We start from the raw sequence: 20962 nt of genomic DNA, 5'->3' as shown, positions 1-20962 counted from the left end.
CGGCCGAGGCTCCCGGTCCTCGGCCGCCTCGGGCGGGCATCACGGGCGATGTCGCGGAGGGACGACGCGCGATCGTCGAACCCGTCCCGAATGAGTCTGGCCAGCGGCGCGCCATGAGCTAACATCGCCCGACATCGCAATCCGCAGACGTGCCGTGACCCTCGTTCCCCGGTCCCTCTTCACGACGGACGCCCTGCCCGAGCGCGACCGTTTCGAGGCGTGGCGCAGCCTGTTCTCCGCCCACGACCTCGACGCCGACCCGGTCGGGTTCTCGGGCAGCATCGAGACGGTCGTGGTGGGTGCGATGGCCCTGCGCGTGATGAATGCCACGTCCCAAGGCCCCGCCCGCTCCCGATCGCAGATCCGGCGCGACGGCCAGGACGGCTTCATCCTGCATCTGAGCCGCCACGCCTACAGCGTGGAGACCGAACGCGGCATCGTGGAGGTTCCGGCGGGCGCGGTCAGCCTCAACGACCTGTCGCAGCCCTATCGCCGCAGCCGGGTGCCGGAGACGGGCTCGCTGATCCTGGCTCTGCCGCGATCCGCCATTGCCGCCGTGGTACCCGACGAAGAGGCGTTGCACGGCTTGATCCTGCATGGCGGCGCAGGCCGCCTCCTGGCCGATCACATCCGGAGCCTGGCCATGAACAGCCAGGCCGTCACGACGATGGACGCGGCCCATCTCGCCCAGGCGACGCTCCACATGGTCGCGGCCTGCGCCCGCCCGAGCCTGGAGACGGCCGCCGGCGCCAGCGCGCCGCTCGATGCCGCCCGGCTCAGGACCGCCAAACGCTTCCTTCGCGATCATCTCTCCACGCCGCTCCGGATCGACGCGATGGCGAAGGCGCTCGGCATGTCGCGCTCGCAACTCTACCGCCTGTTCGAGCCGGAGGGCGGGGTCGCCCGCGCCCTCGCGCGCCAGCGCCTCGCCGCGATCCGGACGGCGCTCGAGGATCCTCTCGAGCGTCGGTCCATCGGGGAGATCGGAGAGGCTTACGGCTTCGGCAATGCCGCGTTCCTCAGCCGCGCGTTCCGGCAAGCCTATGGCGTGAGCCCGCGGGATTACCGGGCAGCCACCCGCGGGACCTCTTGATCCACGCTGCCCGGACCGCGACCGATACCGCCCCCGCGGGCTCTCCCCGACTGACTCGACGGACGGGCTTGTGTAGAGGTCGTTATCGTGACGCAACAGGAGGTGTCGCCTTGGCCGATCAGCACCGGGACGACGCTCCGCCCGAGCGGGTTGGCCTACGGACGTTCCGGGCGCAGATGAAGGCGTATCTCGATCAGGCCCGGCAGGGCCGGTCCTTCGCCGTCACGTCGCATGGTGTGGTGATCGCCGAGATTCGTCCCCCGTCGCAGCCCGAACCGCCGCCCCGCCAACCGGGCGCGCTCAAGGGCAGGATCCGCATGACGGAGGATGCCGGCCGGGTCTCCGCGACGATCGAGGGCGACGAGAGGTGAGGCTGCTCCTCGGAACGCCGGCCCTGCTCCGGTGGCTCGGCGACGATCCCCGCCTCGGCGAGCGGGCGCGGGACCGCATCGCGGATCCCCGCAACACGGTGATGGTCAGCGCCGTCTCGCTCTGGGAGATCACGGATGCGATCCGCCTCGGCACCCTGGAGGCCGAGATCCGGGACATCCTCCAGGCGGTCGAGACAGGCGGCTTCACCTGGCTCGACCTGCGTCCCGAACACCTCCGGGCGCTGCGCAAGCTGCCGTTCGGGCCGGAGCACCGGGATCCGTTCGGCCCGATGCTCATTGCCCAGGCCATGGCCGAGCAGGCGGTGCTGGTCTCCGACGATCCGGCCGTGCCCCGCGTGATGATGCGGTTCATCCGGTGCTCGGGCCGGCGCGACGGCTGAGCCTGGTCCCGAACCATCCCGGGCGTGAGCGGTTCGGGACCGACGAGGCGGTTCCTACGCCGCGACCTGCCCGCTCCCGCCATTCTCCCGGCTCTCGACTGCGGCAAGCAGCACGCAGGTCGCCACGACCTCGGCCGCCGCCTCGACCTCGGCCGGCTTCGGATAGGACGGGGCGAGGCGCAGCAGGCGGTCCTGCGGGTCGCGGCCATAGGGATGGGTGGCGCCGGCCGGCGTCAGCGCCAGGCCGCAGGCGGCGGCGAGCGTGACGACGCGGGTGGCGCAACCCTCCGGTACTTCGAGCAGGATGAAGTACCCGCCCTCCGGCTCGCTCCAGCGCGCGACGCCGGTGCCGCCGAGATGGCGGCTCAGGGTCTCGGTGACGGCCTTGAACTTCGGCGCCAGCAGCCGGCGATGGCCGTCCATCAGCGCGTCGAGGCCGGCCTGGTCGCGCAGGAAGCGGATGTGGCGCAGCTGGTTGAGCTTGTCCGACCCGATGCTGCGCTTGCCGGCATTCGCCAGATACCAGCGGATGTTGGCCTCCGACGAGGCCAGCATGGCGAGGCCCGCGCCGGCAAGCGTCACCTTCGAGGTCGAGGCGAAGACGATCGCCCGGTCCGGGTGGCCGGCCTCCGCGCAGGCCTCGAGGATGTTGCGGAGGTTGGGGCGCCGCTCGGTCAGGTGGTGGAGCGCGTAGGCGTTGTCCCAGAACAGCCGGAAATCCGGCGCGCCGGTCTCCATCCGGGCCAGCCGCGCGACGGTGGCGTCGGAATAGGTCTCACCGCCGGGGTTCGAATATTGCGGCACCGCCCACATCCCCTTCACCCGGGATCGCGAACCTCCCGCTCGACCACGTCCATGTCCGGCCCATCGGCGGTCATCGGGACCGGGATCATGCCGATGCCGTAGGTCTCGCACAGGGCGAAGTGGCGGTCGTAGCCCGGCACCGGGCAGAGGAAACGGATCTCCTCCTCCTTCGACCAGGGTTGCGTCCCGCCGGGCACGCCCTTGAGCAGCGCGTAGACGATGCAGTCGTGCATCAGCGCGAGGCTCGAATTGTTACCCACGGCGATCCGCTCCGGCGGCGCGCCGAGCACCGGGGCGAACAGCGCCCGCACCTCGGCGAGGCCCTGCACGCCGCCGTAATTGCGCGCATCCTCGCCGGCTTCCGTGCGGTGGTCGCGGTTGCCGGGGAGGGCCGCCAGGCCCTCTGACAGGTCGAGCTGCTCGGGCGAGGGCTTGCCCCGGGTCATGTCGAGCTTGAGGCCGCGCTCCTGGAGAGCAGCGTAGCGGGCCTGGAGGTCGGCGAGCGAAGGAATGGTGGTCATCGGACAAGATCGCTGGTGGACGAAAAAGCGCGTCACCTTTGCGCCTCCCGCCGCCGGGAATCCAGCCTCTCGCGCGTCGATCGCTCGCCGGAACCGCCCTACTTGCCGGCCTTCTCCGACAGGATGGCGCCGGTGCGGGGGTCGGCCTTGAACTTCATCGGCTTGCCGTCCTTCATCCCCTCCCCTTCCCAATGGCCGTCATCGGCCTCGATCTCGGAGATCTGGCTGTAGCCGGCGGCCTCGACCTTCTGGATCACCTGGCCGATCGGCATCCAGTCGGCGCCGACCTTGTCGGCGAGCGCGGCCGTGCCGGTGCCGGCGAGGATCAGGGCGGCGAGGGCCGGAATGGTCAGCTTGGTCATGGGGCGATCGTCTCCTGTGGCATGCGGCGTGTGCCGCAGGGAAATCGCCTGTCGGGCCCGCGCGGTTCCCGACCAAAAAGAAAGGCGGCCCGCGAGGGCCGCCTTCGAAGGCATCGAAAAGGTCGAGCGGATTACTCCGCCGGGGTCTCGTCGGCGACCTGGACCGGGCCGGAATCCTTGCCGCGGGCATCGACGTCGCGGTCGACGAACTCGATCACCGCCATCGGGGCGTTGTCGCCGTAGCGGAAGCCGGCCTTCATGATGCGGCAATAGCCGCCCGGGCGGCCGGCGTAGCGGGCCCAAGCACGTCGAACAGCTTCTTGACCATCACCTCGTCGCCGCGCAGCGCCGCGATCGCCTGGCGGCGGGCGTGCAGGTCGCCGCGCTTGCCCAGCGTGATCAGCTTCTCGACCACGGGACGCAGGTCCTTGGCCTTCGGCAGGGTGGTGATGATCTGCTCGTGCTTGATCAGCGCGGCCGACATGTTCGAGAACATCGCCTTGCGATGCTCGACGGTGCGGTTGAAGCGACGACCCCGGAAACCGTGACGCATGGCTGTCTCCTTTGGTTCTCGGCCGCCGTGCCACGGGTCGGCCGTCCTTTGTGGTGAGTGCGGATTCCCGCCACTCCGGATGCGCCATCATGGGGGGCGCATCCGGAGTGGCGGCGCGGGACGAGGCCCGCGCCGCCGAAACAGGGCCTAGTAGTGCTCCTCGAAGCGCTTGGCCAGGTCCTCGATGTTCTCCGGCGGCCAGCCGGGCACGTCCATGCCGAGGTGCAGGCCCATGGCGGCGAGCACTTCCTTGATCTCGTTGAGCGACTTGCGGCCGAAGTTCGGCGTGCGCAGCATCTCCGCTTCGGTCTTCTGGATGAGGTCGCCGATATAGACGATGTTGTCGTTCTTGAGGCAGTTGGCCGAGCGGACCGACAGTTCGAGCTCGTCGACCTTCTTGAGCAGGGCCGGGTTGAAGGGCAGCTGCGGCGCCAGCGGCGCAGCCTCTTCCTTGCGGGGCTCCTCAAAGTTGACGAAGATCTGGAGCTGGTCCTGGATGATGCGGGCGGCATAGGCCAGCGCATCCTCGGGCGAGACCGCACCGTTGGTCTCGACCGTCATGGTCAGCTTGTCCTTGTCGAGATCCTGGCCCTCGCGGGTGTTCTCGATGCGGTAGGACACCTTGGTGACCGGCGAGAACAGCGCATCGACCGGGATCAGGCCGATCGGCGCGTCCTCGGGCCGGTTGCGCTCGGCCGGGACGTAGCCCTTGCCGGCCGACACGGTGAACTCCATGCGGATCTCGGCCCCGTCATCCAGGGTGCAGAGCACCAGGTCGGGATTGAGGATCTGCACATCGCCGATCGTCGCGATGTCGCCCGCCGTGACCAGGCCCGGGCCGGTCTTGCGCAGGGTCATGCGCTTGGGGGTGTCGCTCGACGAGCGGATGGCAATCGTCTTGATGTTGAGGACGATGTCGGTGACGTCCTCGCGCACGCCGGGAATCGACGAGAACTCGTGCAGCACGCCGTCGATCTGGACCGCGGTGACGGCCGCGCCCTGGAGCGACGAGAGGAGGACACGGCGCAGGGAGTTGCCGAGGGTGGTGCCGAAGCCGCGCTCCAGCGGCTCGGCCACCACGGTGGCGATCCGCTTCGGGTCGTGCCCGGGGGTGACCTCGAGCTTGTTCGGCTTGATCAGCTCTTGCCAGTTCTTCTGAATGACCACGTTCGCACCTCTCGCCAACTTACACCGGGGCGGCCTTGGACAGGCCCTCCCCTCGCGGTCTCCCCCGCGCCCGGGAGACACCGCCGTCCTGATCTCTCACACGGTCGGAGCAGGGGCGGTCAGGACGCCGCGCTCCACTGCTCCGGGACCCAGGCGAAGCCGGCGCCGTCGCGCCGGACCTTGCCGAGGGCCGGAAACTCGAGATGCATCCCGGCGACCAGAAGACGGTCGGCCGCCGCCCGGTCGAGGATGCGCTTGCGCGTGGCGGCGGCCATCGCGCCGTCCACGTCGAAGGACAGGGTCGCCTCTGCCTGGGCGAACTGGATCGCCGGCAGATGCACCACGTCGCCCCAGATCAGCAGGCTGTGATCGCCCGACTGGACCCGGTAGGCGGTGTGGCCGGGCGTGTGGCCGGGCGCCAGGATCGCCTCGATTCCCGGCAGCACCTCGCCTTCGCCGGCCCGGCGGATCCGGTCGCCGTAGGCCGCGACGAGCGCGTGGGCGCGGCGAAAACCGGCCTTCGCGCCCTCCGGCGCCCGCCCCTCGGCCCCGTCGGCGAGCCAGTAGGCGGCCTCGGCTTGCGGGATCACCACCTCGGCATTCGGATAGAGCGCCGCGCCGTCCGGTCCCGTCAGCCCGCCGATGTGATCGGAATGCAGGTGGGTCACCAGCACGGTGCCGATGGCGTCGGCCGCCACGCCGCAGGCCGCGAGGGCCTTCGGCAGGTGCCCGAGGGAGGCGGGACCGCCCGCGCCCATCCCGGCATCGACCAGGACCGGGGCCGGTCCGCCGAGGATCAGGAAGGCGTTGACGGTGATGCGCGGCGCCTCAGCCGAACGGAAACCCTCGATCTGGAGCCGGGCGGCCTCCTCCGAGGAAATTCCCTGCACCAGCGAGAGCGACGCATCGAGGTGACCGTCGTTGAGGGCGACGACAACGCGATCGCCCAGCGTCCAGGGAAGGACGCCGGGCCGGATGCTGTCGGCGGTGAAGGGGTTCGACACGCAATCCTCTTCGCGGACCGTCGGCCGGGAGGCCTCTGGCGAAGCCTCCCGGCCGGTGGACGATCAGACGCGGCGGCGCTTGCGCGGGCGGCAGCCGTTATGCGGGATCGGGGTCACGTCGCGGATCGACGTCACCGTGAAGCCCGCCGCCTGGAGCGCGCGCAGGGCCGACTCGCGGCCCGAACCGGGGCCCGAGACCTCGACCTCGAGGGTGCGCATGCCGTGCTCGGCGGCCTTGCGGCCGGCATCCTCGGCCGCGACCTGGGCGGCGTAGGGGGTCGACTTGCGGGAGCCCTTGAAGCCCATGGCGCCGGCGGACGACCACGAGATCGTGTTGCCCTGGGCGTCCGTGATGGTGATCATCGTGTTGTTGAACGAGGCGTTCACGTGGGCGACGCCCGACACGATGTTCTTGCGTTCGCGACGGCGGACGCGGGTTGCTTCCTTGGCCATACTGTCTTTCGATCCTTCAGGCGCGCCCGTGGTGCCAGGCGCTCGGGACGTCTCTTACGAGTCGCGGTGACGGCGCTCGCGCACCGCCGGTAACGGGCGGGACCGAGAGACGGCCCCGCCGATCGGTCTAGCGGATCGCGGCTTACTTCTTCTTGCCGGCGATCGGCTTCGCCTTGCCCTTGCGGGTGCGAGCGTTGGTGTGGGTGCGCTGGCCGCGGACCGGCAGGTTGCGGCGGTGGCGCAGGCCGCGGTAGCAGCCGAGATCCATCAGGCGCTTGATGTTCATCGAGACTTCGCGGCGCAGGTCGCCCTCGACGACGTAGTCGCGGTCGATCGTCTCGCGGATCTGCAGCACCTCGGCATCGGTGAGCTGGTTCACGCGACGCTCGGCCGGGATGCCGACCTTCTCGGTGATTTCCTCGGCCTTCTTGGCACCGATGCCGTGGATGTACTGGAGCGCGATGACGACGCGCTTGTTGGTCGGGATGTTGACGCCGGCGATACGGGCCATGGTGTTCCTGCTCTCCATCACGCCCAGGGCTTCACGCCCGGACGGCTGTTCTTCTGGTGTCGCGCGCGTCCGGTGGAGGCCGGCCCCTGCACGCTCGTCCCGACGGCAAATCGGCCCGGAGCGGCCTCCAGAGAGGCACGCCGGGCCGTCCAAGTCTGAACGAAGGAGCGCCCACTAGCGCGGGCGCGAACCGTTGTCAACTATCGGCCTTCCGTCACGCCGACACGGTCTGGAACGGGGCGAGCAGCGTTTCGAGCTGCCTGGTCACCTCGTCGATCGGCGCCATGCCGTCGACCTGGCGCAGCAGGCCGGTGCCGGCATAATGGGCCGAGAGGGGCGCGGTCTGGTTGCGATAGGCCTCGAGCCGGGTCTTGAAGACCTCCGGCGTGTCGTCCTTGCGCACCGGCTCGCCGCGGGCCTCGGTCTCGGCGGCACGCTTGGCGATCCGCCCGACCAGCGCGTCCTCGTCGACCTTGAACTCGACCACCGCGTCGAGCGCCAGGCCCTTCTCGGACAGCATCGTCTCGAGGGCGACGGCCTGCGCCACCGTGCGGGGGAAGCCGTCGAGGATGAAGCCGGAGCGGGCATCCGCCTCCTCGATCCGGTCGGCGACGATGCCGATCACGACGTCGTCGGAGACGAGCGCCCCGCTCTCCATCAGGGCCTTGGCCTTGAGGCCGACCGGGGTGCCGGCCGCCACCGCGGCCCGCAGCATGTCGCCGGTCGAAAGCTGCGGGATTCCGAACCGCTCGACGATCCGCGCCGATTGGGTGCCTTTCCCGGCGCCGGGCGGGCCGAGCAGAATGATCCGCATAACCTGTCACTCCCCCTGCACCGCGTCCCGCACGGGATCCTTGCCTCCCGGGGCGCGGCCTGTCTGCTTGTTCTAACCCGAGACCGGCTCTCGGCCGTATCAGACCATGCGCCAAGGTCCTGCCCCGGCGCAAGGGCGCCGTACCGGGCCGGTTGTACCGGCCCGGTCGGCTGTCGCCCGGATGCCTCAGCGCCGGCGGGCGCCGCGCAGCTTCGCCTTCTTGACCAGGCCCTCGTACTGGTGCGCCAGCAGATGGCCGTGGACCTGCGCCACCGTGTCCATGGTCACCGAGACCACGATCAGCAGCGAGGTGCCGCCGAAGTAGAACGGCAGCGAGGCGTAGGAGACCAGGATCTCGGGGATGAGGCAGATGATGGTCAGGTAGGCGGCGCCGATCACGGTGATGCGCGACAGCACCTTGTCGATGAACTCGGCGGTGCGCTCGCCCGGCCGGATGCCCGGGATGAAGCCGCCATGCTTCTTCAGGTTGTCCGCCGTCTCCTGCGGGTTGAACACTACGGCGGTATAGAAGAACGCGAAGAAGATGATCAGGGCGGCGTAGAGCAGCATGTAGAGCGGCCGGCCGTGCCCGAGATAGGTCGCCATGGTGGCGATGATGCCGGTGCCGTTCGGATCGGTCTGGAAGCTGGCGGCGGTGGCCGGCAGCAGCAGCAGCGACGAGGCGAAGATCGGCGGGATGACGCCCGACGTGTTGAGCTTGAGCGGCAGGAACGAGGTCTGGCCCTCGTACATCCGGTTGCCGACCTGGCGCTTGGGGTAGTTGATCAGGAGGCGGCGCTGGGCGCGCTCCATGAACACGATGAAGTAGACCACCGCCGCCGCCATCACCACGACGCCGAGGATCACCACGGTCGAGAGGGCGCCCTGGCGGCCGAGCTCGAGGGTGCCGGCGATCGCCTGGGGCAGATGCGCGACGATACCCGCGAAGATGATGAGCGAGGAACCGTTGCCGATGCCGCGCGACGTGATCTGCTCGCCGATCCACATCAGGAACAGCGTGCCGCCGGTCAGCGTGATGACGGTCGAGACCAGGAAGAACGGCCCGGGATCCTGGACGATGCCGCCGGAGCTCTGCAACCCAACCGCGATGCCCCAGGCCTGGAAGATCGCCAGCACCACCGTGAGGTAGCGGGTGTACTGGTTGAGGACCTTGCGGCCGGACTCACCCTCCTTCTTCAGCGCCTCGAGCGACGGCACCACCGAGGTGAGCAGCTGCACGATGATCGACGCGGAGATGTACGGCATGATGTTGAGCGCGAAGATCGCCATGCGCTCGACGGCACCGCCGGAGAACATGTTGAACAGGCCGAGCACGCCGCCCTGGGCATTGGCGAAGCTCTGGCGCAAGGCGTCGGGATCGATGCCGGGCAGCGGGATGTAGGTCCCGAGCCGGTAGACGATCAGGGCGCCCAGGGTGAACCAGATGCGCTTCTTGAGCTCTTCGGCCTTGGCGATGGCGCCGAAATTGAGGTTGGCGGCGAGCTGCTCGGCTGCAGAGGCCATGGGTGACGTGTCCTCAGGGATCGGGATCCGCGGCGGGCCGCGGTCAGGGATGCGTCAGCACCCCCCAAAACACGAGCGGCGGCCTCGCGCTGGAAGCACGGGCCGCCGCCGATGATCGGTGACTTAAAGTGTGGCTTACGCCGACGCAACAGCCTCGTCGGCGGTCGCGAGCGACTGAGTCACCGAGCCGCCGGCCTTCTCGATCGCCTCGACGGCCGACTTGGACGCGCGGGAGACCTGGAAGGTCAGCTTGGCGGTGAGCTCGCCAACGCCGAGGATCTTCACGCCGTCGCGGGCCTTGGAGACCACGCCGGCGGCGATCAGCGCCTCGAGGGTCACGGGCGCCGAGGCGTCCAGGCGGCCGGCATCGACGGCCTCCTGGATGCGCCCGATATTGACCGCGTTGAGGTCGGTCGCGCCCGGGTTGTTGAAGCCGCGCTTGGGCAGGCGACGGTGGAGCGGCATCTGGCCGCCCTCGAAGCCCTTGATGGCGACGCCGGAGCGCGCCTTCTGGCCCTTCACGCCGCGGCCGCCGGTCTTGCCCTTGCCGGAGCCGATACCACGGCCGACGCGCATCCGCTTCTTGGTTGCGCCTTCGTTGTCACGGATTTCGTTGAGCTTCATCGTGCCCTCCTCACGCCGCGTCGTCGAGAACGCGCACGAGGTGATGCACCTTCGCGATCATGCCGCGGACAGACGGGGTGTCCTCGAGCGTGGCGATGCGGTGCATCTTGTTCAGTTTCAGGCCGATCAGCGTCTGACGCTGGCTGGCCTCGCGGCGGATCGGGGAGCCGATCTGCTGCACGCGGACGGTCTTCTCAGCCATCTCGTGCCTCCCTTACGCGGCGTCGGCCGAATCGGCCGAGGGGGCCGAGTCGGCGTCGCGACGACGGGCCTGCAGGGCCGAGACCTTGAGACCGCGGCGGGCCGCGACCGAACGGGGCGAATCCTCGTTCTTCAGCGCGTCGAAGGTGGCGCGCACGAGGTTGTAGGGGTTCGAGGAGCCGAGCGACTTCGCCACGACGTCCTGCATGCCCAGCGTCTCGAAGACGGCGCGCATCGGGCCGCCGGCGATGATGCCGGTACCGGCCGGAGCCGCACGCAGGATGACCTTGCCGGCGCCGTGACGGCCCTGCACGTCGTGGTGCAGCGTACGACCCTCGCGGAGCGCCACGCGGACGAGACCGCGCTTGGCGGCTTCCGTCGCCTTGCGGATGGCCTCGGGAACCTCACGGGCCTTGCCGTGACCGAAACCGACGCGACCCTTCTGGTCGCCGACGACGACGAGAGCCGCGAAGCCGAAGCGACGGCCGCCCTTCACCACCTTCGCGACGCGGTTGATGTGGACGAGCTTGTCCACGAACTCGCTGTCGCGCTCCTCGCGGTCGTCGCGGCGACGACCCTCACGCTCACGTGCCATGTTGTGTGTCCATCGACTGACGCGGGCGGCGGTCCCGCTCGCTAGTGTGTCATCCGCCGTAATGAGAGAGGGAGCCCCCGGGCCCCCTCGCCTCATGGGACATCGTGCCGATCCCGACGGGGCGGCGCCGCGTGGGCGCCCTCCCCTCTCGCCGGGATCAGAAGTCCAGGCCGCCCTCGCGGGCCGCGTCGGCCAGGGCCTTGACCCGGCCGTGATAGAGGTAGCCCGAGCGGTCGAAGATGACCTGGGTCACCCCGGCCGCCTTGGCGCGCTCCGCCACCAGCTTGCCGACCTCGGTCGCGGCGGCCTTGTCGGCGCCGGTCTTGAGGCGGGCACGCAGGTCCTTGTCGAGGCTCGAGGCGGCGGCCAGCGTGTGGCCGGTCGCGTCGTCGATGACCTGGACGTAGATCTGCTTGGAGGAGCGGAACACCGAGAGCCGCGGACGGCCGTTGGCCGCCTTGCGGATCGCCCGCCGGACGCGCGCGCGGCGCCGATCGAGCAGTTCGATTTTGCGAGACATCCGGCGGTCCTTACTTCTTCTTGCCTTCCTTGCGGAAGATGAACTCGCCGGCATACTTCACGCCCTTGCCCTTGTAGGGCTCGGGGCCGCGATAGTCGCGGATCTCCGCCGCGACCTGGCCGACGCGCTGCTTGTCGATGCCGGTGACGACGATCTCGACCGGCTTCGGCGTCACGATCGTGATCCCCTCGGGGATCGCGTACTCGACGTCGTGGCTGTAACCGAGCGACAGCTTGAGAACCTTGCCGGCGACGGCGGCGCGGTAACCGACGCCGCTGATCTCCAGCTTCTTCTCGTAGCCCTTGGTCACCCCCTCGACCAGGTTCGACACCTGGGCGCGGGAGAGGCCCCACATCGCGCGGGCCTCCTTGGTCTGCGACCGGGCTGGACCGAGATCGCGCCGTTCTCCTGGGTCACCGACACCTGGTCGGGAACGCGGAAGTTCAGCTCGCCCTTCTGGCCCTTGATCTTGACGTTCTGGCCGTCGACGGTGGCGGTCACGCCGGCCGGGACGGTCACGGGCTTCTTGCCTACGCGGGACATGCTCGTCTTTCCTTTTCGGCTGTCAGGGTCTGCAGGTCAGAAGACCTTGCAGAGCACCTCGCCGCCGACGTTGCGCTCGCGCGCCTCGTGGTCGGCCATGACGCCCTGAGGGGTGGAGACGATGGTGATGCCCAGGCCGTCGGCGACGCGCGGCAGGGTATCGACCGACGAGTAGACCCGGCGGCCCGGCTTGGAGACGCGCTCGATAGAGCGGATCACCGGCTGGCCGTCGAAGTACTTGAGTTCGATGGCGAACTCGGTGCGCCCGTTGCCGTAGTCGGTCGTGGCGTAGTCGCGGATGTAGCCCTCGGACTTCAGCACGTCGAGGACGCGGGCCCGCAGCTTGGAGCCGGGGGTCTGCACGACATTGCGACGGCGCATCTGGCCGTTGCGGATGCGGGTGAGCATATCGCCCACGGGATCGTTGATCATCTGTGGCGCGCTCCCCTTACCAGCTGGACTTGACCAGGCCCGGGATCAGACCCCGGGATCCCAGGTCGCGGAGGGCGACGCGGGAGATGCCGAGCTTGCGGTAGTAAGCCCGGGGACGGCCGGTCATCTCGCAGCGGTTGCGGATGCGGGTCGCGCTGGAATTGCGGGGCAGCTCCGCCAGCTTGAGGCGCGCCTCGAAGCGCTCCTCCATCGACAGCGACTCGTCGTTGGCGGTCGCCAGCAGCGCCTCGCGCTTCGGCGCGTAGCGCTTCACGAGCTCCCGCCGCTGCTTGTTCTTCTCGATCTTGCTCGTCTTAGCCATGTTCTAGCTCTCCAGTGTCCGCGTATGGGGGCGGAACGCCCTCACTGCCGGAACGGGAAGTTGAAGTGCTTCAGGAGCGCCCGGGCCTCGGCATCGGTCTTGGCGGTGGTCGCCACGACGATGTCCATGCCCCAGGTGTTCTGGGCCTTGTCGTAGTTGATCTCGGGGAACACCAGGTGCTCCTTGATCCCGAGGGCGTAGTTGCCGCGCCCGTCGAACGACTTCGGGTTCAGGCCGCGGAAGTCACGCACGCGCGGCAGCGCGATGGTGATCAGGCGGTCCATGAACTCGTACATCCGCTGCTTGCGCAGCGTGACCTTGCAGCCGATCGGCATGTTCTCGCGGACCTTGAAGGTCGCGATCGCCTTGCGGGCCCGGGTGATGACCGGCTTCTGGCCGACGATCAGGCCGAGATCCTCGGCGGCCACGGTGGCCTTCTTGGAGTCCTGGGTCGACTCGCCGACGCCCATGTTGACGACGATCTTCTCGATCGCCGGCACCTGCATCGGGTTCGTGTAGCCGAACTCCTCGATCAGCTTCGGACGCACCACTTCCTCGTAGTGCTTCTTGAGCCGCGGGTGTACCCGTCCTTCAGATCCTCAGCCATCGATCAGATCTCCCGAGCGCTTCGCGAAGCGAACCTTGCGCCCGTCCTCCAGAATGCGAAAACCAACCCGGGTGGGCTTGCCGTCCTTGGGGTCGGCGACCGCCAGGTTCGACAGGTGGATCGCCGCCTCCTTGGAGATGATCCCACCCTCGGAGGTCTGGGTCTGGCGCGTGTGGCGCTTCACCAGGTTGATCCCCCGGACCAGGGCCCGATCTTCCTTCGGCATCACCTGGATGACCTCGCCGGTGCGACCCTTGTCGCGGCCGGTCAGGACGACGACCTTGTCGCCCTTCTTCACCTTCGCAGCCATTACAGCACCTCCGGCGCCAGCGAGATGATCTTCATGTGGTTGCGAGCACGCAGCTCGCGCGGCACGGGTCCGAAGATACGCGTGCCGATCGGCTCCTTCTGGTTGTTGATCAGCACCGCCGCATTGCGGTCGAAGCGGATCACCGAACCGTCGGCCCGACGGACATCCTTGGCGGTGCGGACGACGACCGCCTTCATGACGTCGCCCTTCTTCACGCGGCCCCGCGGAATAGCCTCCTTCACCGACACCACGATGATGTCGCCGACGCCGGCATACTTGCGCTTGGAACCGCCGAGCACCTTGATGCACATCACGCGACGTGCGCCGGAATTGTCGGCGACGTCCAGATTCGTCTGCATCTGGATCACGGCCTAACGCCCTTTCCTTGTTTCAGGCAGGTCTCCGTCGGGCACGATTGCCCGGCGGACGGCAGCCTGATGGGGATCTCGCGTCCCCGTCCATTAAAAGACCGCGCAGCAACGCGATTGCCTCGCGCTGGCGCGGTCAACGAACGCGATGAGGAGCGTCACACGCCCTTCATGTTTCGGTGGAGGCCGGCCGATTACACCGGATCGGCTCTCATGGCAAGGGACCGAGGCACCGAAAGGCGCTCGGTCCTGAGCCCGGCGAGAGGGACGCCCATGAGGCGCCCCGTCTTACGCCTCTGCGGTCGCGACGGCCTCGCCCTCGACCAGCTTCCAGGTCTTGAGCTTGGAATAGGGCCGCGACTCCTCGATGAACACCTGCTGGCCGACCTTGGCCACGTTGTTCTCATCGTGGGCGTGGTAGTTCTTCGACCGGCGGATGGTCTTCTTCATCACCGGGTGGGTGAAGCGACGCTCCACCTTCACGACGACGGTCTTGTCCTGCTTGTCGCTGACGACGACGCCCTGCAGCACGCGCTTCGGCATGGTGGTAACTCCCTTAGCCCTGTGCCGCCTGCAGCGTCTTCTGGCGCTGCAGCGTGCGGACGCGGGCGATGTCGCGGCGCACTTCGCGCACCCGGGCGACGTTCTCGAGCTGACCCGTGGCCCGCTGGAAGCGCAGGTTGAACTGCTCCTTCTTCAGGTTCAGGAGCTCTTCGCCGAGCTGATCCGGCGACAGCGCGCTCAGGTCAGACAGCCTCTGGCTCGACTTCATCTCGAATATTCTCCTCAGTCGGCGATGCGCTGGATGAAGCGCGTGCGGACCGGCAGCTTGGCGGCACCCAGGCGCAACGCCTCGCGGGCGATGTCCTCGGCCACGCCGTCGATCTCGAACATGATGCGGCCCGGATGCACGCGGGCGGCCCAATACTCGGGAGCGCCCTTGCCGGAGCCCATGCGGACTTCGGTCGGCTTCGCGGTCACGGGGACGTCGGGGAAGATCCGGATCCAGACCCGGCCCTGACGCTTCATCTCGCGGGTGATCGCGCGGCGGGCCGCCTCGATCTGACGCGCGGTGATCCGCTCCGGCTCCATGGCCTTGAGGCCGTAGGAGCCGAAGTTCAGATCGGTTCCGCCCTTCGCGAAGCCGTGGATGCGGCCCTTGAACTGCTTGCGGAACTTCGTCTTCTTGGGTTGCAGCATGGCAGCCTCTCAAAACTGAAGGGCGGGGGAAGCGCGGCCCTTAGGCCGCGTCCCGTCCGCCGCGCTCGCCGCGCTCGCGGTCACGACGTCCGCCGGAACGGCCGCCCTCCTCGTGCGCGCGCTTGTCCTGGGCCATCGGGTCGTGCTCGAGGATCTCGCCCTTGAACACCCACACCTTGATGCCGCAGGTCCCGTAGGTGGTGAACGCCGTGGCCGTGCCGTAATCGACGTCGGCGCGCAGGGTATGCAGGGGCACGCGGCCCTCGCGGTACCATTCGAGCCGGGCGATCTCGGCACCGCCGAGGCGGCCGGAGCAGTTGATGCGGATGCCCTCGGCGCCCAGACGCATCGCCGACTGCACGGCGCGCTTCATGGCGCGACGGAAGGCGACGCGGCGCTCGAGCTGCTGGGCGATCGAGTCGGCCACCAGGGTGGCGTCGATCTCGGGCTTGCGCACCTCGACGATGTTGATCGTCACGTCGGCCTTGGTCATCGAGTTGACGAGCTTGCGCAGCTTCTCGATGTCCGCACCCTTCTTGCCGATCACCACGCCCGGGCGACCCGAGTGGATGGTGACGCGGCACTTCTTGTGCGGGCGCTCGATGACGATCTTGGAGACCGCGGCCTGCTTGAGCTGCTTGAGCAGCGCTTTGCGGATCGCGACGTCCTCGTGCATCAGGCGAGCGTACTCGCCCTTGTTGGCGTACCAGCGCGAGTCCCAGGTCCGGTTGATGCCGAGACGCAGACCGATCGGATTGACTTTCTGACCCATCGGTCCCTCCTCAGGCGGCTTCGGCCGGGACTTCGCGCACCACGATGGTGAGGTTCGCGAACGGCTTCAGGATGCGGGCGCCACGGCCGCGGGCGCGGGCGTGGAAGCGCTTCAGGACGAGCGCCTTGCCGACATAGGCCTCCTTCACGACGAGATCGTCCACGTCCAGGTCGTGGTTGTTCTCGGCGTTGGCGATGGCGCTCTCGAGGCACTTGCGGACGTCGACCGCGATCCGCTTGCGCGAGAACTGCAGGTCGGCGAGCGCGGTCGAGACCTTCTTGCCGCGGATGAGCTGAGCCACGAGGTTCAGCTTCTGCGGGCTGACGCGCAGCATGCGCGCCACGGCCTTGGCCTCGTTCTCGGGGAGCGCGCGGGGTGCTGCTGCCTTGCCCATCTTAGCGCCTCTTCGCCTTCTTGTCGGCCGCGTGACCGTGGAAGGTGCGGGTCGGCGAGAACTCGCCGAACTTGTGACCGACCATTTCCTCGGAAACGTAGACCGGGATGTGCTTCTGCCCGTTGTAGACCCCGAAGGTCAGACCAACGAAATGCGGAAGGATCGTGGAGCGACGGCTCCAGATCTTGATCACCTCGTTGCGGCTCGCGCCGCGCGCGGCGTCCGCCTTCTTGAGGAGGTAGCCGTCGATGAACGGCCCCTTCCAGATTGAACGTGCCATGGGACGAAGCCCTTACTTCTTGCGGTTGTGGCGGCTCGACACGATGAACGTGTCGGTGCGCTTGTTCGAGCGGGTCTTCTTGCCCTTCGTGGGGACACCCCACGGCGTGACAGGATGACGACCGCCCGAGGTGCGACCCTCGCCGCCGCCGTGCGGATGGTCGACCGGGTTCATCGCGACGCCGCGGTTGTGCGGGCGCTTGCCGAGCCAGCGATTCCGGCCGGCCTTGCCGAGCGAGATGTTCATGTGGTCGGGGTTCGAGACCGCGCCCACGCTGGCGTAGCACTGGCCGTGCACCAGGCGCTGCTCGCCCGAGTTCAGGCGCAGCGTGACGTAGCCCTGGTCGCGGCCGACGATCTGGGCGTAGTTGCCCGCGGACCGGGCGATCGCCCCGCCCTTGCCGATCTTCAGCTCGACGTTGTGCACGATCGTGCCGACCGGCATGTTGCCGAGCGGCATGGCGTTGCCCGGCTTGATGTCGACCTGCTCGCCCGACACCACCTTGTCGCCGGCCTTCACGCGCTGCGGCGCGAGGATGTAGCTCTGCGCCCCACCCTCGTAGGACACCAGCGCGATGAACGCCGTGCGGTTCGGATCGTACTCGATCCGCTCGACGGTGCCGACCTTGCCGGCGTGCTCACGCCGCTTGAAGTCGATGTTGCGCAGGGTCCGCTTGTGACCACCGCCGCGGAAGCGGACGGTGATGCGGCCGAGGTTGTTGCGGCCGCCGGTGGACGACTTGCCCACCGTCAGCGACTTGACCGGCTTGCCCTTGTAGAGCTCCGAACGGTCCACGATCACGAGCTGGCGAAGGCTCGGCGTGACCGGCTTGAATGTCTTCAAAGCCATTGGCTTGTTCCTTTACGCCGTTCCCCTCAGAGCCCGGTCGTGACGTCGATCGTCTGGCCCTCTTCGAGGGTCACGATCGCCTTTTTCACGTCCGAACGCTGGCCGCGCTGACCGCGGAACATCTTGGCCTTGCCCTTGGTGACGAGCGTGTTGACGCTCTTCACCTTGACCTCAAAGAGCTTCTCGACCGCTTCCTTGATCTGCGGCTTCGTCGCCTTCGGGGCCACCCGGAACACAACCTTGTTGAGCTCCGAGAGGTTCGTCGCCTTCTCGGTGATGACCGGGGAGACGATCACGTCGTAGTGGCGCGGATCAGCGCTCATTTGAATCGCGCCTCCAGCGCATCGACGGCGGCGCGGGTCAGCACGAGCTTCTCGCGGCGCAGGATGTCGTAGACGTTGATGCCCTGCACCGGCAGGACGTCGATCTGCGGCAGGTTGCGGGCCGCACGGGCGAAGTTCTGGTCGAGCTCGGCGCCGCCGATGATCAGGGCGTTCGAGAGCGACAGCTTGCCGAACCGCTCCTTGAGCGCCTTGGTCTTGCCCTCGTCGAGACGGGCATCGTCCATGACGATCAGCTCGGCGCTCTTGACCTTGGCCGAGAGAGCGTGGCGGAGCGCCAGCGCCCGGACCTTCTTGGGCAGGTCGTGGGCGTGCGAGCGGGTGACCGGACCGTGGGCGCGGGCGCCGCCGCGGAACTGCGGGGCCGAGGCCGCGCCGTGACGGGCGTTACCGGTGCCCTTCTGCTTGTACAGCTTCTTGGTCGTGCGGGCGATCTCGCCGCGCTGCTTGGTCTGGTGGGTACCAGCCTGGCGCTTGGCGAGCTGCCAGCGGACGCAGCGCTGCAGCAGGTCGGCGCGGGGCTCGAGGCCGAAGATGGCCTCGTCGAGCTCGACCGAGCCGGCCTCGCCGCCGTCGAGCGTGGTGATCTCGAACTTCATCACGCGTTCTCCTCGGTGGCCGGAGCCGCGGGAGCCTCGACCTGGGCCTCGCCGTTGGTCTCCTGCGGAGCAGCGGACTGCTCGCGGAACTTGCCCGGCATCGGCACGTCGGCCGGCAGCTTACGCTTCACGGCGTCACGGACGAAGATCCAGCCGCCGTCGACACCCGGGACCGAGCCCTCGACCAGGATCAGGCCGCGCTCGACGTCGGTGCGCACGACGCGCAGGTTCTGGGTCGTGACCCGCTCGACACCGAGGTGACCCGGCATCTTCTTGTTCTTGAAGGTCTTGCCCGGGTCCTGACGGCCGCCGGTCGAACCGATCGAACGGTGCGAGATCGACACGCCGTGGGTGGCGCGCAGACCGCCGAAGTTCCAGCGCTTCATGCCGCCGGCGAAACCCTTACCGGTGGTCGTGCCCGTCACGTCGACGAACTGACCCTCGAGGAAGTGGTCCGCGGTGATCTCGGCGCCGACCGGGATGATCGCATCCTCGGTCACGCGGAACTCGGCCAGCTTGCGCTTCGGCTCGACCTTCGCGACGGCGAAGTGGCCGCGCTGGGCCTTGGTGACGTTCTTGACCTTGGCCTTGCCGACACCCACCTGGAGCGCGACGTAGCCGTTCTTCTCGACCGTGCGGTGGGCGACCACCTGGCACTGATCGACCTTGAGCACCGTGACCGGAACATGCTCGCCGGCGTCCGTGAAGACGCGGGTCATGCCGACCTTCTGTGCAATGACTCCTGAGCGCATGGTTCTCCCCCGCGCAGCCTAGTGAAGCTCTAAGAACCCGCAGGTCCTCAGAGCTTGATCTCCACGTCGACGCCGGCGGCGAGGTCGAGCTTCATCAGCGCGTCCACGGTCTGGGGCGTCGGATCGACGATGTCGAGCACGCGCTTGTGCGTGCGCATCTCGAACTGCTCGCGCGACTTCTTGTCGATGTGGGGCGAGCGGTTGACGGTGAAGCGCTCGATCCGGGTCGGCAGCGGGATCGGCCCGCGGACCTGGGCCCCGGTCCGCTTCGCCGTCGAGACGATCTCGCGGGTCGACGAATCCAGGATGCGATGATCGAACGCCTTCAGGCGAATACGGATGTTCTGGCCGTTCATGTGATGTCTACCTCGCGACGGGATGGGGCGGGCACGAGGCCCGCCCCGTCACCTGTCCGCTCGTGGAAGCGCCTGGACGCTTACTCGGTGATGGAGGCGACGACGCCGGCGCCGACGGTGCGGCCGCCCTCGCGGATGGCGAAGCGCAGCTTCTCTTCCATCGCGATCGGAACGATCAGCGTCACGTCCATCGTCACGTTGTCGCCCGGCATCACCATCTCGGTGCCCTCGGGAAGCTGACACACGCCCGTCACGTCCGTCGTCCGGAAGTAGAACTGCGGACGGTAGTTGGTGAAGAACGGCGTGTGGCGGCCGCCCTCCTCCTTCGTCAGGATGTACGCCTCGGCCTTGAACTTCGTGTGCGGCTTCACCGAACCCGGCTTGCACACGACCTGGCCGCGCTCCACGTCCTCACGCTTCGTGCCGCGCAGCAGCACGCCGACGTTGTCACCCGCCTGGCCCTGGTCGAGCAGCTTGCGGAACATCTCGACGCCGGTCACCGTGGTGGTGGTGGTGGCGCGGATGCCGACGATCTCGACCGACTCGCCGACCTTCACGATCCCGCGCTCGACGCGACCCGTCACCACCGTGCCGCGGCCCGAGATCGAGAACACGTCCTCGATCGGCATCAGGAACGGCAGGTCGATCGGACGCTCGGGCTGCGGGATGTAGGCATCCACCGTCTTCATCAGCTCGAGGATCGCCTCGTGGCCGATCTTCGGCTCGCGGTTCTCCAGCGCGCACAAAGCCGAGCCCTTGGTGATCGGGATGTCGTCGCCCGGGAAGTCGTACTTCGAGAGCAGCTCGCGCACCTCGAGCTCGACCAGCTCCAGGAGCTCCGGGTCGTCGACCATGTCGACCTTGTTCATGAACACCACCAGCGCCGGAACGCCGACCTGGCGCGCCAGCAGGATGTGCTCGCGGGTCTGCGGCATCGGGCCGTCGGCCGCCGACACCACCAGGATCGCGCCGTCCATCTGCGCCGCGCCGGTGATCATGTTCTTCACGTAGTCGGCGTGCCCGGGGCAGTCGACGTGCGCGTAGTGCCGGTTCGGGGTCTCGTACTCGACGTGCGCCGTCGAGATCGTGATGCCGCGCGCCTTCTCCTCCGGCGCCTTGTCGATCTGGTCGTAGGCCGTGAACGTCGCGCCGCCCGACTCCGCCAGAACCTTCGTGATCGCCGCGGTCAGCGAGGTCTTGCCATGGTCAACGTGACCGATGGTGCCGATGTTGCAGTGCGGCTTCGTCCGCGAAAACTTTTCCTTGGCCATCGCCAAAACTCCGTCGATCGAATGCGTGCGGTTTAGTCTGGAAAGGTG

Annotated in this window: 31 protein-coding genes and 3 pseudogenes; 3 read left to right on the top strand and 31 right to left on the bottom strand. The window is 68.2% G+C overall.

The annotated features are described in order from the left end of the window. Positions 1-154: 154 nt before the first annotated feature. The 3 genes from F1D61_RS09235 to F1D61_RS09225 all read left to right on the top strand — a co-directional run bounded on the left by F1D61_RS09235 (position 155) and on the right by F1D61_RS09225 (position 1865). A complete protein-coding gene (locus F1D61_RS09235) occupies positions 155-1093 on the top strand; it encodes an AraC family transcriptional regulator (protein ID WP_203157587.1) in 939 nt (312 codons plus the stop codon). A gap of 110 nt (positions 1094-1203) precedes the next feature. Next, positions 1204-1464, top strand: coding sequence for a prevent-host-death protein (locus tag F1D61_RS09230; RefSeq protein WP_203157586.1), 261 nt, complete (start codon positions 1204-1206; stop codon positions 1462-1464). Further along, complete coding sequence (locus tag F1D61_RS09225) at positions 1461-1865, top strand: type II toxin-antitoxin system VapC family toxin (protein ID WP_203157585.1); 405 nt, start codon at positions 1461-1463, stop codon at positions 1863-1865. Before F1D61_RS09230 ends, F1D61_RS09225 begins: the two co-directional genes overlap by 4 nt. Before the next feature lie 54 nt (positions 1866-1919). Here the strand turns inward: F1D61_RS09225 and F1D61_RS09220 are convergent. The 31 genes and pseudogenes from F1D61_RS09220 to tuf all read right to left on the bottom strand — a co-directional run bounded on the left by F1D61_RS09220 (position 1920) and on the right by tuf (position 20914). After that, a pseudogene (locus F1D61_RS09220) lies at positions 1920-3190 on the bottom strand (aminotransferase class I/II-fold pyridoxal phosphate-dependent enzyme). Between the two features lie 98 nt (positions 3191-3288). Then, complete coding sequence (locus F1D61_RS09215; protein ID WP_203157584.1) at positions 3289-3552, bottom strand: PepSY domain-containing protein; 264 nt, start codon at positions 3550-3552, stop codon at positions 3289-3291. A 131-nt stretch (positions 3553-3683) separates the two neighbouring features. Continuing rightward, positions 3684-4105, bottom strand: a pseudogene (gene rplQ / locus F1D61_RS09210) (50S ribosomal protein L17). Positions 4106-4252: 147 nt separating this feature from the next. Continuing rightward, a complete protein-coding gene (locus F1D61_RS09205) occupies positions 4253-5290 on the bottom strand; it encodes a DNA-directed RNA polymerase subunit alpha (RefSeq protein WP_432443232.1) in 1038 nt (345 codons plus the stop codon). 101 nt (positions 5291-5391) lie between these two features. Beyond that, positions 5392-6276, bottom strand: coding sequence for an MBL fold metallo-hydrolase (locus F1D61_RS09200; RefSeq protein WP_246775796.1), 885 nt, complete (start codon positions 6274-6276; stop codon positions 5392-5394). Positions 6277-6339: 63 nt separating this feature from the next. Then, positions 6340-6729, bottom strand: coding sequence for a 30S ribosomal protein S11 (gene rpsK, locus F1D61_RS09195; protein WP_015928609.1), 390 nt, complete (start codon positions 6727-6729; stop codon positions 6340-6342). Positions 6730-6871: 142 nt separating this feature from the next. Further along, positions 6872-7240, bottom strand: coding sequence for a 30S ribosomal protein S13 (rpsM, locus tag F1D61_RS09190; RefSeq protein ID WP_048425835.1), 369 nt, complete (start codon positions 7238-7240; stop codon positions 6872-6874). A 214-nt stretch (positions 7241-7454) separates the two neighbouring features. Further along, positions 7455-8054, bottom strand: a complete 600-nt coding sequence (locus F1D61_RS09185; RefSeq protein WP_203157582.1) for an adenylate kinase — start codon at positions 8052-8054, stop codon at positions 7455-7457. Positions 8055-8240: 186 nt separating this feature from the next. After that, entirely contained in the window at positions 8241-9578 is a 1338-nt protein-coding gene (gene secY / locus F1D61_RS09180; RefSeq protein ID WP_203157581.1) for a preprotein translocase subunit SecY, read from the bottom strand. Between the two features lie 135 nt (positions 9579-9713). Beyond that, on the bottom strand, positions 9714-10202 hold the full coding sequence (rplO, locus tag F1D61_RS09175) for a 50S ribosomal protein L15 (RefSeq protein ID WP_203157580.1): 489 nt from the start codon (positions 10200-10202) through the stop codon (positions 9714-9716). A 10-nt stretch (positions 10203-10212) separates the two neighbouring features. After that, positions 10213-10404 (bottom strand): 50S ribosomal protein L30, encoded by a 192-nt coding sequence (rpmD, locus tag F1D61_RS09170; RefSeq protein WP_048431924.1) that lies wholly within the window; start codon positions 10402-10404, stop codon positions 10213-10215. 12 nt (positions 10405-10416) lie between these two features. After that, entirely contained in the window at positions 10417-10998 is a 582-nt protein-coding gene (gene rpsE / locus F1D61_RS09165; RefSeq protein WP_203157579.1) for a 30S ribosomal protein S5, read from the bottom strand. 157 nt (positions 10999-11155) lie between these two features. Then, positions 11156-11518, bottom strand: a complete 363-nt coding sequence (gene rplR, locus F1D61_RS09160; protein ID WP_048444838.1) for a 50S ribosomal protein L18 — start codon at positions 11516-11518, stop codon at positions 11156-11158. Positions 11519-11528: 10 nt separating this feature from the next. Then, positions 11529-12061 (bottom strand): annotated as a pseudogene (gene rplF / locus F1D61_RS09155) (50S ribosomal protein L6). 36 nt (positions 12062-12097) lie between these two features. Beyond that, entirely contained in the window at positions 12098-12493 is a 396-nt protein-coding gene (gene rpsH, locus F1D61_RS09150) for a 30S ribosomal protein S8 (RefSeq protein WP_048425827.1), read from the bottom strand. A 16-nt stretch (positions 12494-12509) separates the two neighbouring features. Continuing rightward, complete coding sequence (gene rpsN, locus F1D61_RS09145; RefSeq protein ID WP_165085704.1) at positions 12510-12815, bottom strand: 30S ribosomal protein S14; 306 nt, start codon at positions 12813-12815, stop codon at positions 12510-12512. Between the two features lie 41 nt (positions 12816-12856). After that, positions 12857-13366: a 50S ribosomal protein L5 gene (rplE, locus tag F1D61_RS09140; protein ID WP_203157578.1), complete on the bottom strand. Its 510-nt coding sequence runs from the start codon at positions 13364-13366 to the stop codon at positions 12857-12859. A gap of 48 nt (positions 13367-13414) precedes the next feature. Next, positions 13415-13732: a 50S ribosomal protein L24 gene (gene rplX / locus F1D61_RS09135; protein ID WP_048425824.1), complete on the bottom strand. Its 318-nt coding sequence runs from the start codon at positions 13730-13732 to the stop codon at positions 13415-13417. Next, positions 13732-14100 carry a 50S ribosomal protein L14 gene (rplN, locus tag F1D61_RS09130; RefSeq protein WP_048425823.1) on the bottom strand — a complete coding sequence of 123 codons (369 nt, stop codon included), beginning with the start codon at positions 14098-14100 and terminating at the stop codon, positions 13732-13734. Before rplN ends, rplX begins: the two co-directional genes overlap by 1 nt. Before the next feature lie 288 nt (positions 14101-14388). Then, complete coding sequence (gene rpsQ / locus F1D61_RS09125; RefSeq protein WP_139035991.1) at positions 14389-14643, bottom strand: 30S ribosomal protein S17; 255 nt, start codon at positions 14641-14643, stop codon at positions 14389-14391. 13 nt (positions 14644-14656) lie between these two features. Beyond that, positions 14657-14872 carry a 50S ribosomal protein L29 gene (gene rpmC, locus F1D61_RS09120; RefSeq protein ID WP_048425821.1) on the bottom strand — a complete coding sequence of 72 codons (216 nt, stop codon included), beginning with the start codon at positions 14870-14872 and terminating at the stop codon, positions 14657-14659. A gap of 14 nt (positions 14873-14886) precedes the next feature. After that, the gene (gene rplP / locus F1D61_RS09115) at positions 14887-15300 is read right to left on the bottom strand and encodes a 50S ribosomal protein L16 (protein WP_139035992.1); all 414 of its coding nucleotides are present in this window, start codon (positions 15298-15300) and stop codon (positions 14887-14889) included. Positions 15301-15340: 40 nt separating this feature from the next. After that, the gene (rpsC, locus tag F1D61_RS09110; RefSeq protein ID WP_048431917.1) at positions 15341-16072 is read right to left on the bottom strand and encodes a 30S ribosomal protein S3; all 732 of its coding nucleotides are present in this window, start codon (positions 16070-16072) and stop codon (positions 15341-15343) included. A 10-nt stretch (positions 16073-16082) separates the two neighbouring features. Next, positions 16083-16466 (bottom strand): 50S ribosomal protein L22, encoded by a 384-nt coding sequence (gene rplV / locus F1D61_RS09105; RefSeq protein WP_048431916.1) that lies wholly within the window; start codon positions 16464-16466, stop codon positions 16083-16085. Between the two features lies 1 nt (position 16467). Beyond that, positions 16468-16746 (bottom strand): 30S ribosomal protein S19, encoded by a 279-nt coding sequence (rpsS, locus tag F1D61_RS09100; protein WP_048425817.1) that lies wholly within the window; start codon positions 16744-16746, stop codon positions 16468-16470. Between the two features lie 12 nt (positions 16747-16758). Then, a complete protein-coding gene (gene rplB / locus F1D61_RS09095; protein WP_203157577.1) occupies positions 16759-17595 on the bottom strand; it encodes a 50S ribosomal protein L2 in 837 nt (278 codons plus the stop codon). Between the two features lie 26 nt (positions 17596-17621). After that, positions 17622-17918, bottom strand: a complete 297-nt coding sequence (locus tag F1D61_RS09090) for a 50S ribosomal protein L23 (protein WP_048425815.1) — start codon at positions 17916-17918, stop codon at positions 17622-17624. Further along, complete coding sequence (rplD, locus tag F1D61_RS09085; RefSeq protein ID WP_203157576.1) at positions 17915-18535, bottom strand: 50S ribosomal protein L4; 621 nt, start codon at positions 18533-18535, stop codon at positions 17915-17917. The genes F1D61_RS09090 and rplD overlap by 4 nt, the downstream gene beginning before the upstream one ends. Beyond that, a complete protein-coding gene (rplC, locus tag F1D61_RS09080) occupies positions 18535-19287 on the bottom strand; it encodes a 50S ribosomal protein L3 (RefSeq protein ID WP_203157575.1) in 753 nt (250 codons plus the stop codon). Before rplC ends, rplD begins: the two co-directional genes overlap by 1 nt. A 47-nt stretch (positions 19288-19334) precedes the next feature. After that, complete coding sequence (rpsJ, locus tag F1D61_RS09075; protein WP_012330343.1) at positions 19335-19643, bottom strand: 30S ribosomal protein S10; 309 nt, start codon at positions 19641-19643, stop codon at positions 19335-19337. 80 nt (positions 19644-19723) lie between these two features. Beyond that, on the bottom strand, positions 19724-20914 hold the full coding sequence (gene tuf / locus F1D61_RS09070) for an elongation factor Tu (RefSeq protein WP_109973750.1): 1191 nt from the start codon (positions 20912-20914) through the stop codon (positions 19724-19726). Positions 20915-20962 lie beyond the last annotated feature (48 nt).

The organism is Methylobacterium aquaticum (genome assembly GCF_016804325.1).
In the GTDB taxonomy this organism is placed as follows: domain Bacteria; phylum Pseudomonadota; class Alphaproteobacteria; order Rhizobiales; family Beijerinckiaceae; genus Methylobacterium; species Methylobacterium aquaticum_C.
This window is presented reverse-complemented; position numbering and strand designations above follow the sequence as displayed.

What these genes read in the sequence shown, in the direction of transcription:
- F1D61_RS09215 (WP_203157584.1), bottom strand. Translation starts at nt 3,552, where the DNA reads ATGACCAAGCTGACCATTCCGGCCCTCGCCGCCCTGATCCTCGCCGGC.
- rpsK (WP_015928609.1), bottom strand. Translation starts at nt 6,729, where the DNA reads ATGGCCAAGGAAGCAACCCGCGTCCGCCGTCGCGAACGCAAGAACATC.
- rpsM (WP_048425835.1), bottom strand. Translation starts at nt 7,240, where the DNA reads ATGGCCCGTATCGCCGGCGTCAACATCCCGACCAACAAGCGCGTCGTC.
- F1D61_RS09185 (WP_203157582.1), bottom strand. Translation starts at nt 8,054, where the DNA reads ATGCGGATCATTCTGCTCGGCCCGCCCGGCGCCGGGAAAGGCACCCAA.
- secY (WP_203157581.1), bottom strand. Translation starts at nt 9,578, where the DNA reads ATGGCCTCTGCAGCCGAGCAGCTCGCCGCCAACCTCAATTTCGGCGCC.
- rplO (WP_203157580.1), bottom strand. Translation starts at nt 10,202, where the DNA reads ATGAAGCTCAACGAAATCCGTGACAACGAAGGCGCAACCAAGAAGCGG.
- rpmD (WP_048431924.1), bottom strand. Translation starts at nt 10,404, where the DNA reads ATGGCTGAGAAGACCGTCCGCGTGCAGCAGATCGGCTCCCCGATCCGC.
- rpsE (WP_203157579.1), bottom strand. Translation starts at nt 10,998, where the DNA reads ATGGCACGTGAGCGTGAGGGTCGTCGCCGCGACGACCGCGAGGAGCGC.
- rplR (WP_048444838.1), bottom strand. Translation starts at nt 11,518, where the DNA reads ATGTCTCGCAAAATCGAACTGCTCGATCGGCGCCGCGCGCGCGTCCGG.
- rpsH (WP_048425827.1), bottom strand. Translation starts at nt 12,493, where the DNA reads ATGATCAACGATCCCGTGGGCGATATGCTCACCCGCATCCGCAACGGC.
- rpsN (WP_165085704.1), bottom strand. Translation starts at nt 12,815, where the DNA reads ATGGCTAAGACGAGCAAGATCGAGAAGAACAAGCAGCGGCGGGAGCTC.
- rplX (WP_048425824.1), bottom strand. Translation starts at nt 13,732, where the DNA reads ATGGCTGCGAAGGTGAAGAAGGGCGACAAGGTCGTCGTCCTGACCGGC.
- rpsQ (WP_139035991.1), bottom strand. Translation starts at nt 14,643, where the DNA reads ATGCCGAAGCGCGTGCTGCAGGGCGTCGTCGTCAGCGACAAGCAGGAC.
- rpmC (WP_048425821.1), bottom strand. Translation starts at nt 14,872, where the DNA reads ATGAAGTCGAGCCAGAGGCTGTCTGACCTGAGCGCGCTGTCGCCGGAT.
- rplP (WP_139035992.1), bottom strand. Translation starts at nt 15,300, where the DNA reads ATGCTGCAACCCAAGAAGACGAAGTTCCGCAAGCAGTTCAAGGGCCGC.
- rpsC (WP_048431917.1), bottom strand. Translation starts at nt 16,072, where the DNA reads ATGGGTCAGAAAGTCAATCCGATCGGTCTGCGTCTCGGCATCAACCGG.
- rplV (WP_048431916.1), bottom strand. Translation starts at nt 16,466, where the DNA reads ATGGGCAAGGCAGCAGCACCCCGCGCGCTCCCCGAGAACGAGGCCAAG.
- rpsS (WP_048425817.1), bottom strand. Translation starts at nt 16,746, where the DNA reads ATGGCACGTTCAATCTGGAAGGGGCCGTTCATCGACGGCTACCTCCTC.
- rplB (WP_203157577.1), bottom strand. Translation starts at nt 17,595, where the DNA reads ATGGCTTTGAAGACATTCAAGCCGGTCACGCCGAGCCTTCGCCAGCTC.
- F1D61_RS09090 (WP_048425815.1), bottom strand. Translation starts at nt 17,918, where the DNA reads ATGAGCGCTGATCCGCGCCACTACGACGTGATCGTCTCCCCGGTCATC.
- rplD (WP_203157576.1), bottom strand. Translation starts at nt 18,535, where the DNA reads ATGAAGTTCGAGATCACCACGCTCGACGGCGGCGAGGCCGGCTCGGTC.
- rplC (WP_203157575.1), bottom strand. Translation starts at nt 19,287, where the DNA reads ATGCGCTCAGGAGTCATTGCACAGAAGGTCGGCATGACCCGCGTCTTC.
- rpsJ (WP_012330343.1), bottom strand. Translation starts at nt 19,643, where the DNA reads ATGAACGGCCAGAACATCCGTATTCGCCTGAAGGCGTTCGATCATCGC.
- tuf (WP_109973750.1), bottom strand. Translation starts at nt 20,914, where the DNA reads ATGGCCAAGGAAAAGTTTTCGCGGACGAAGCCGCACTGCAACATCGGC.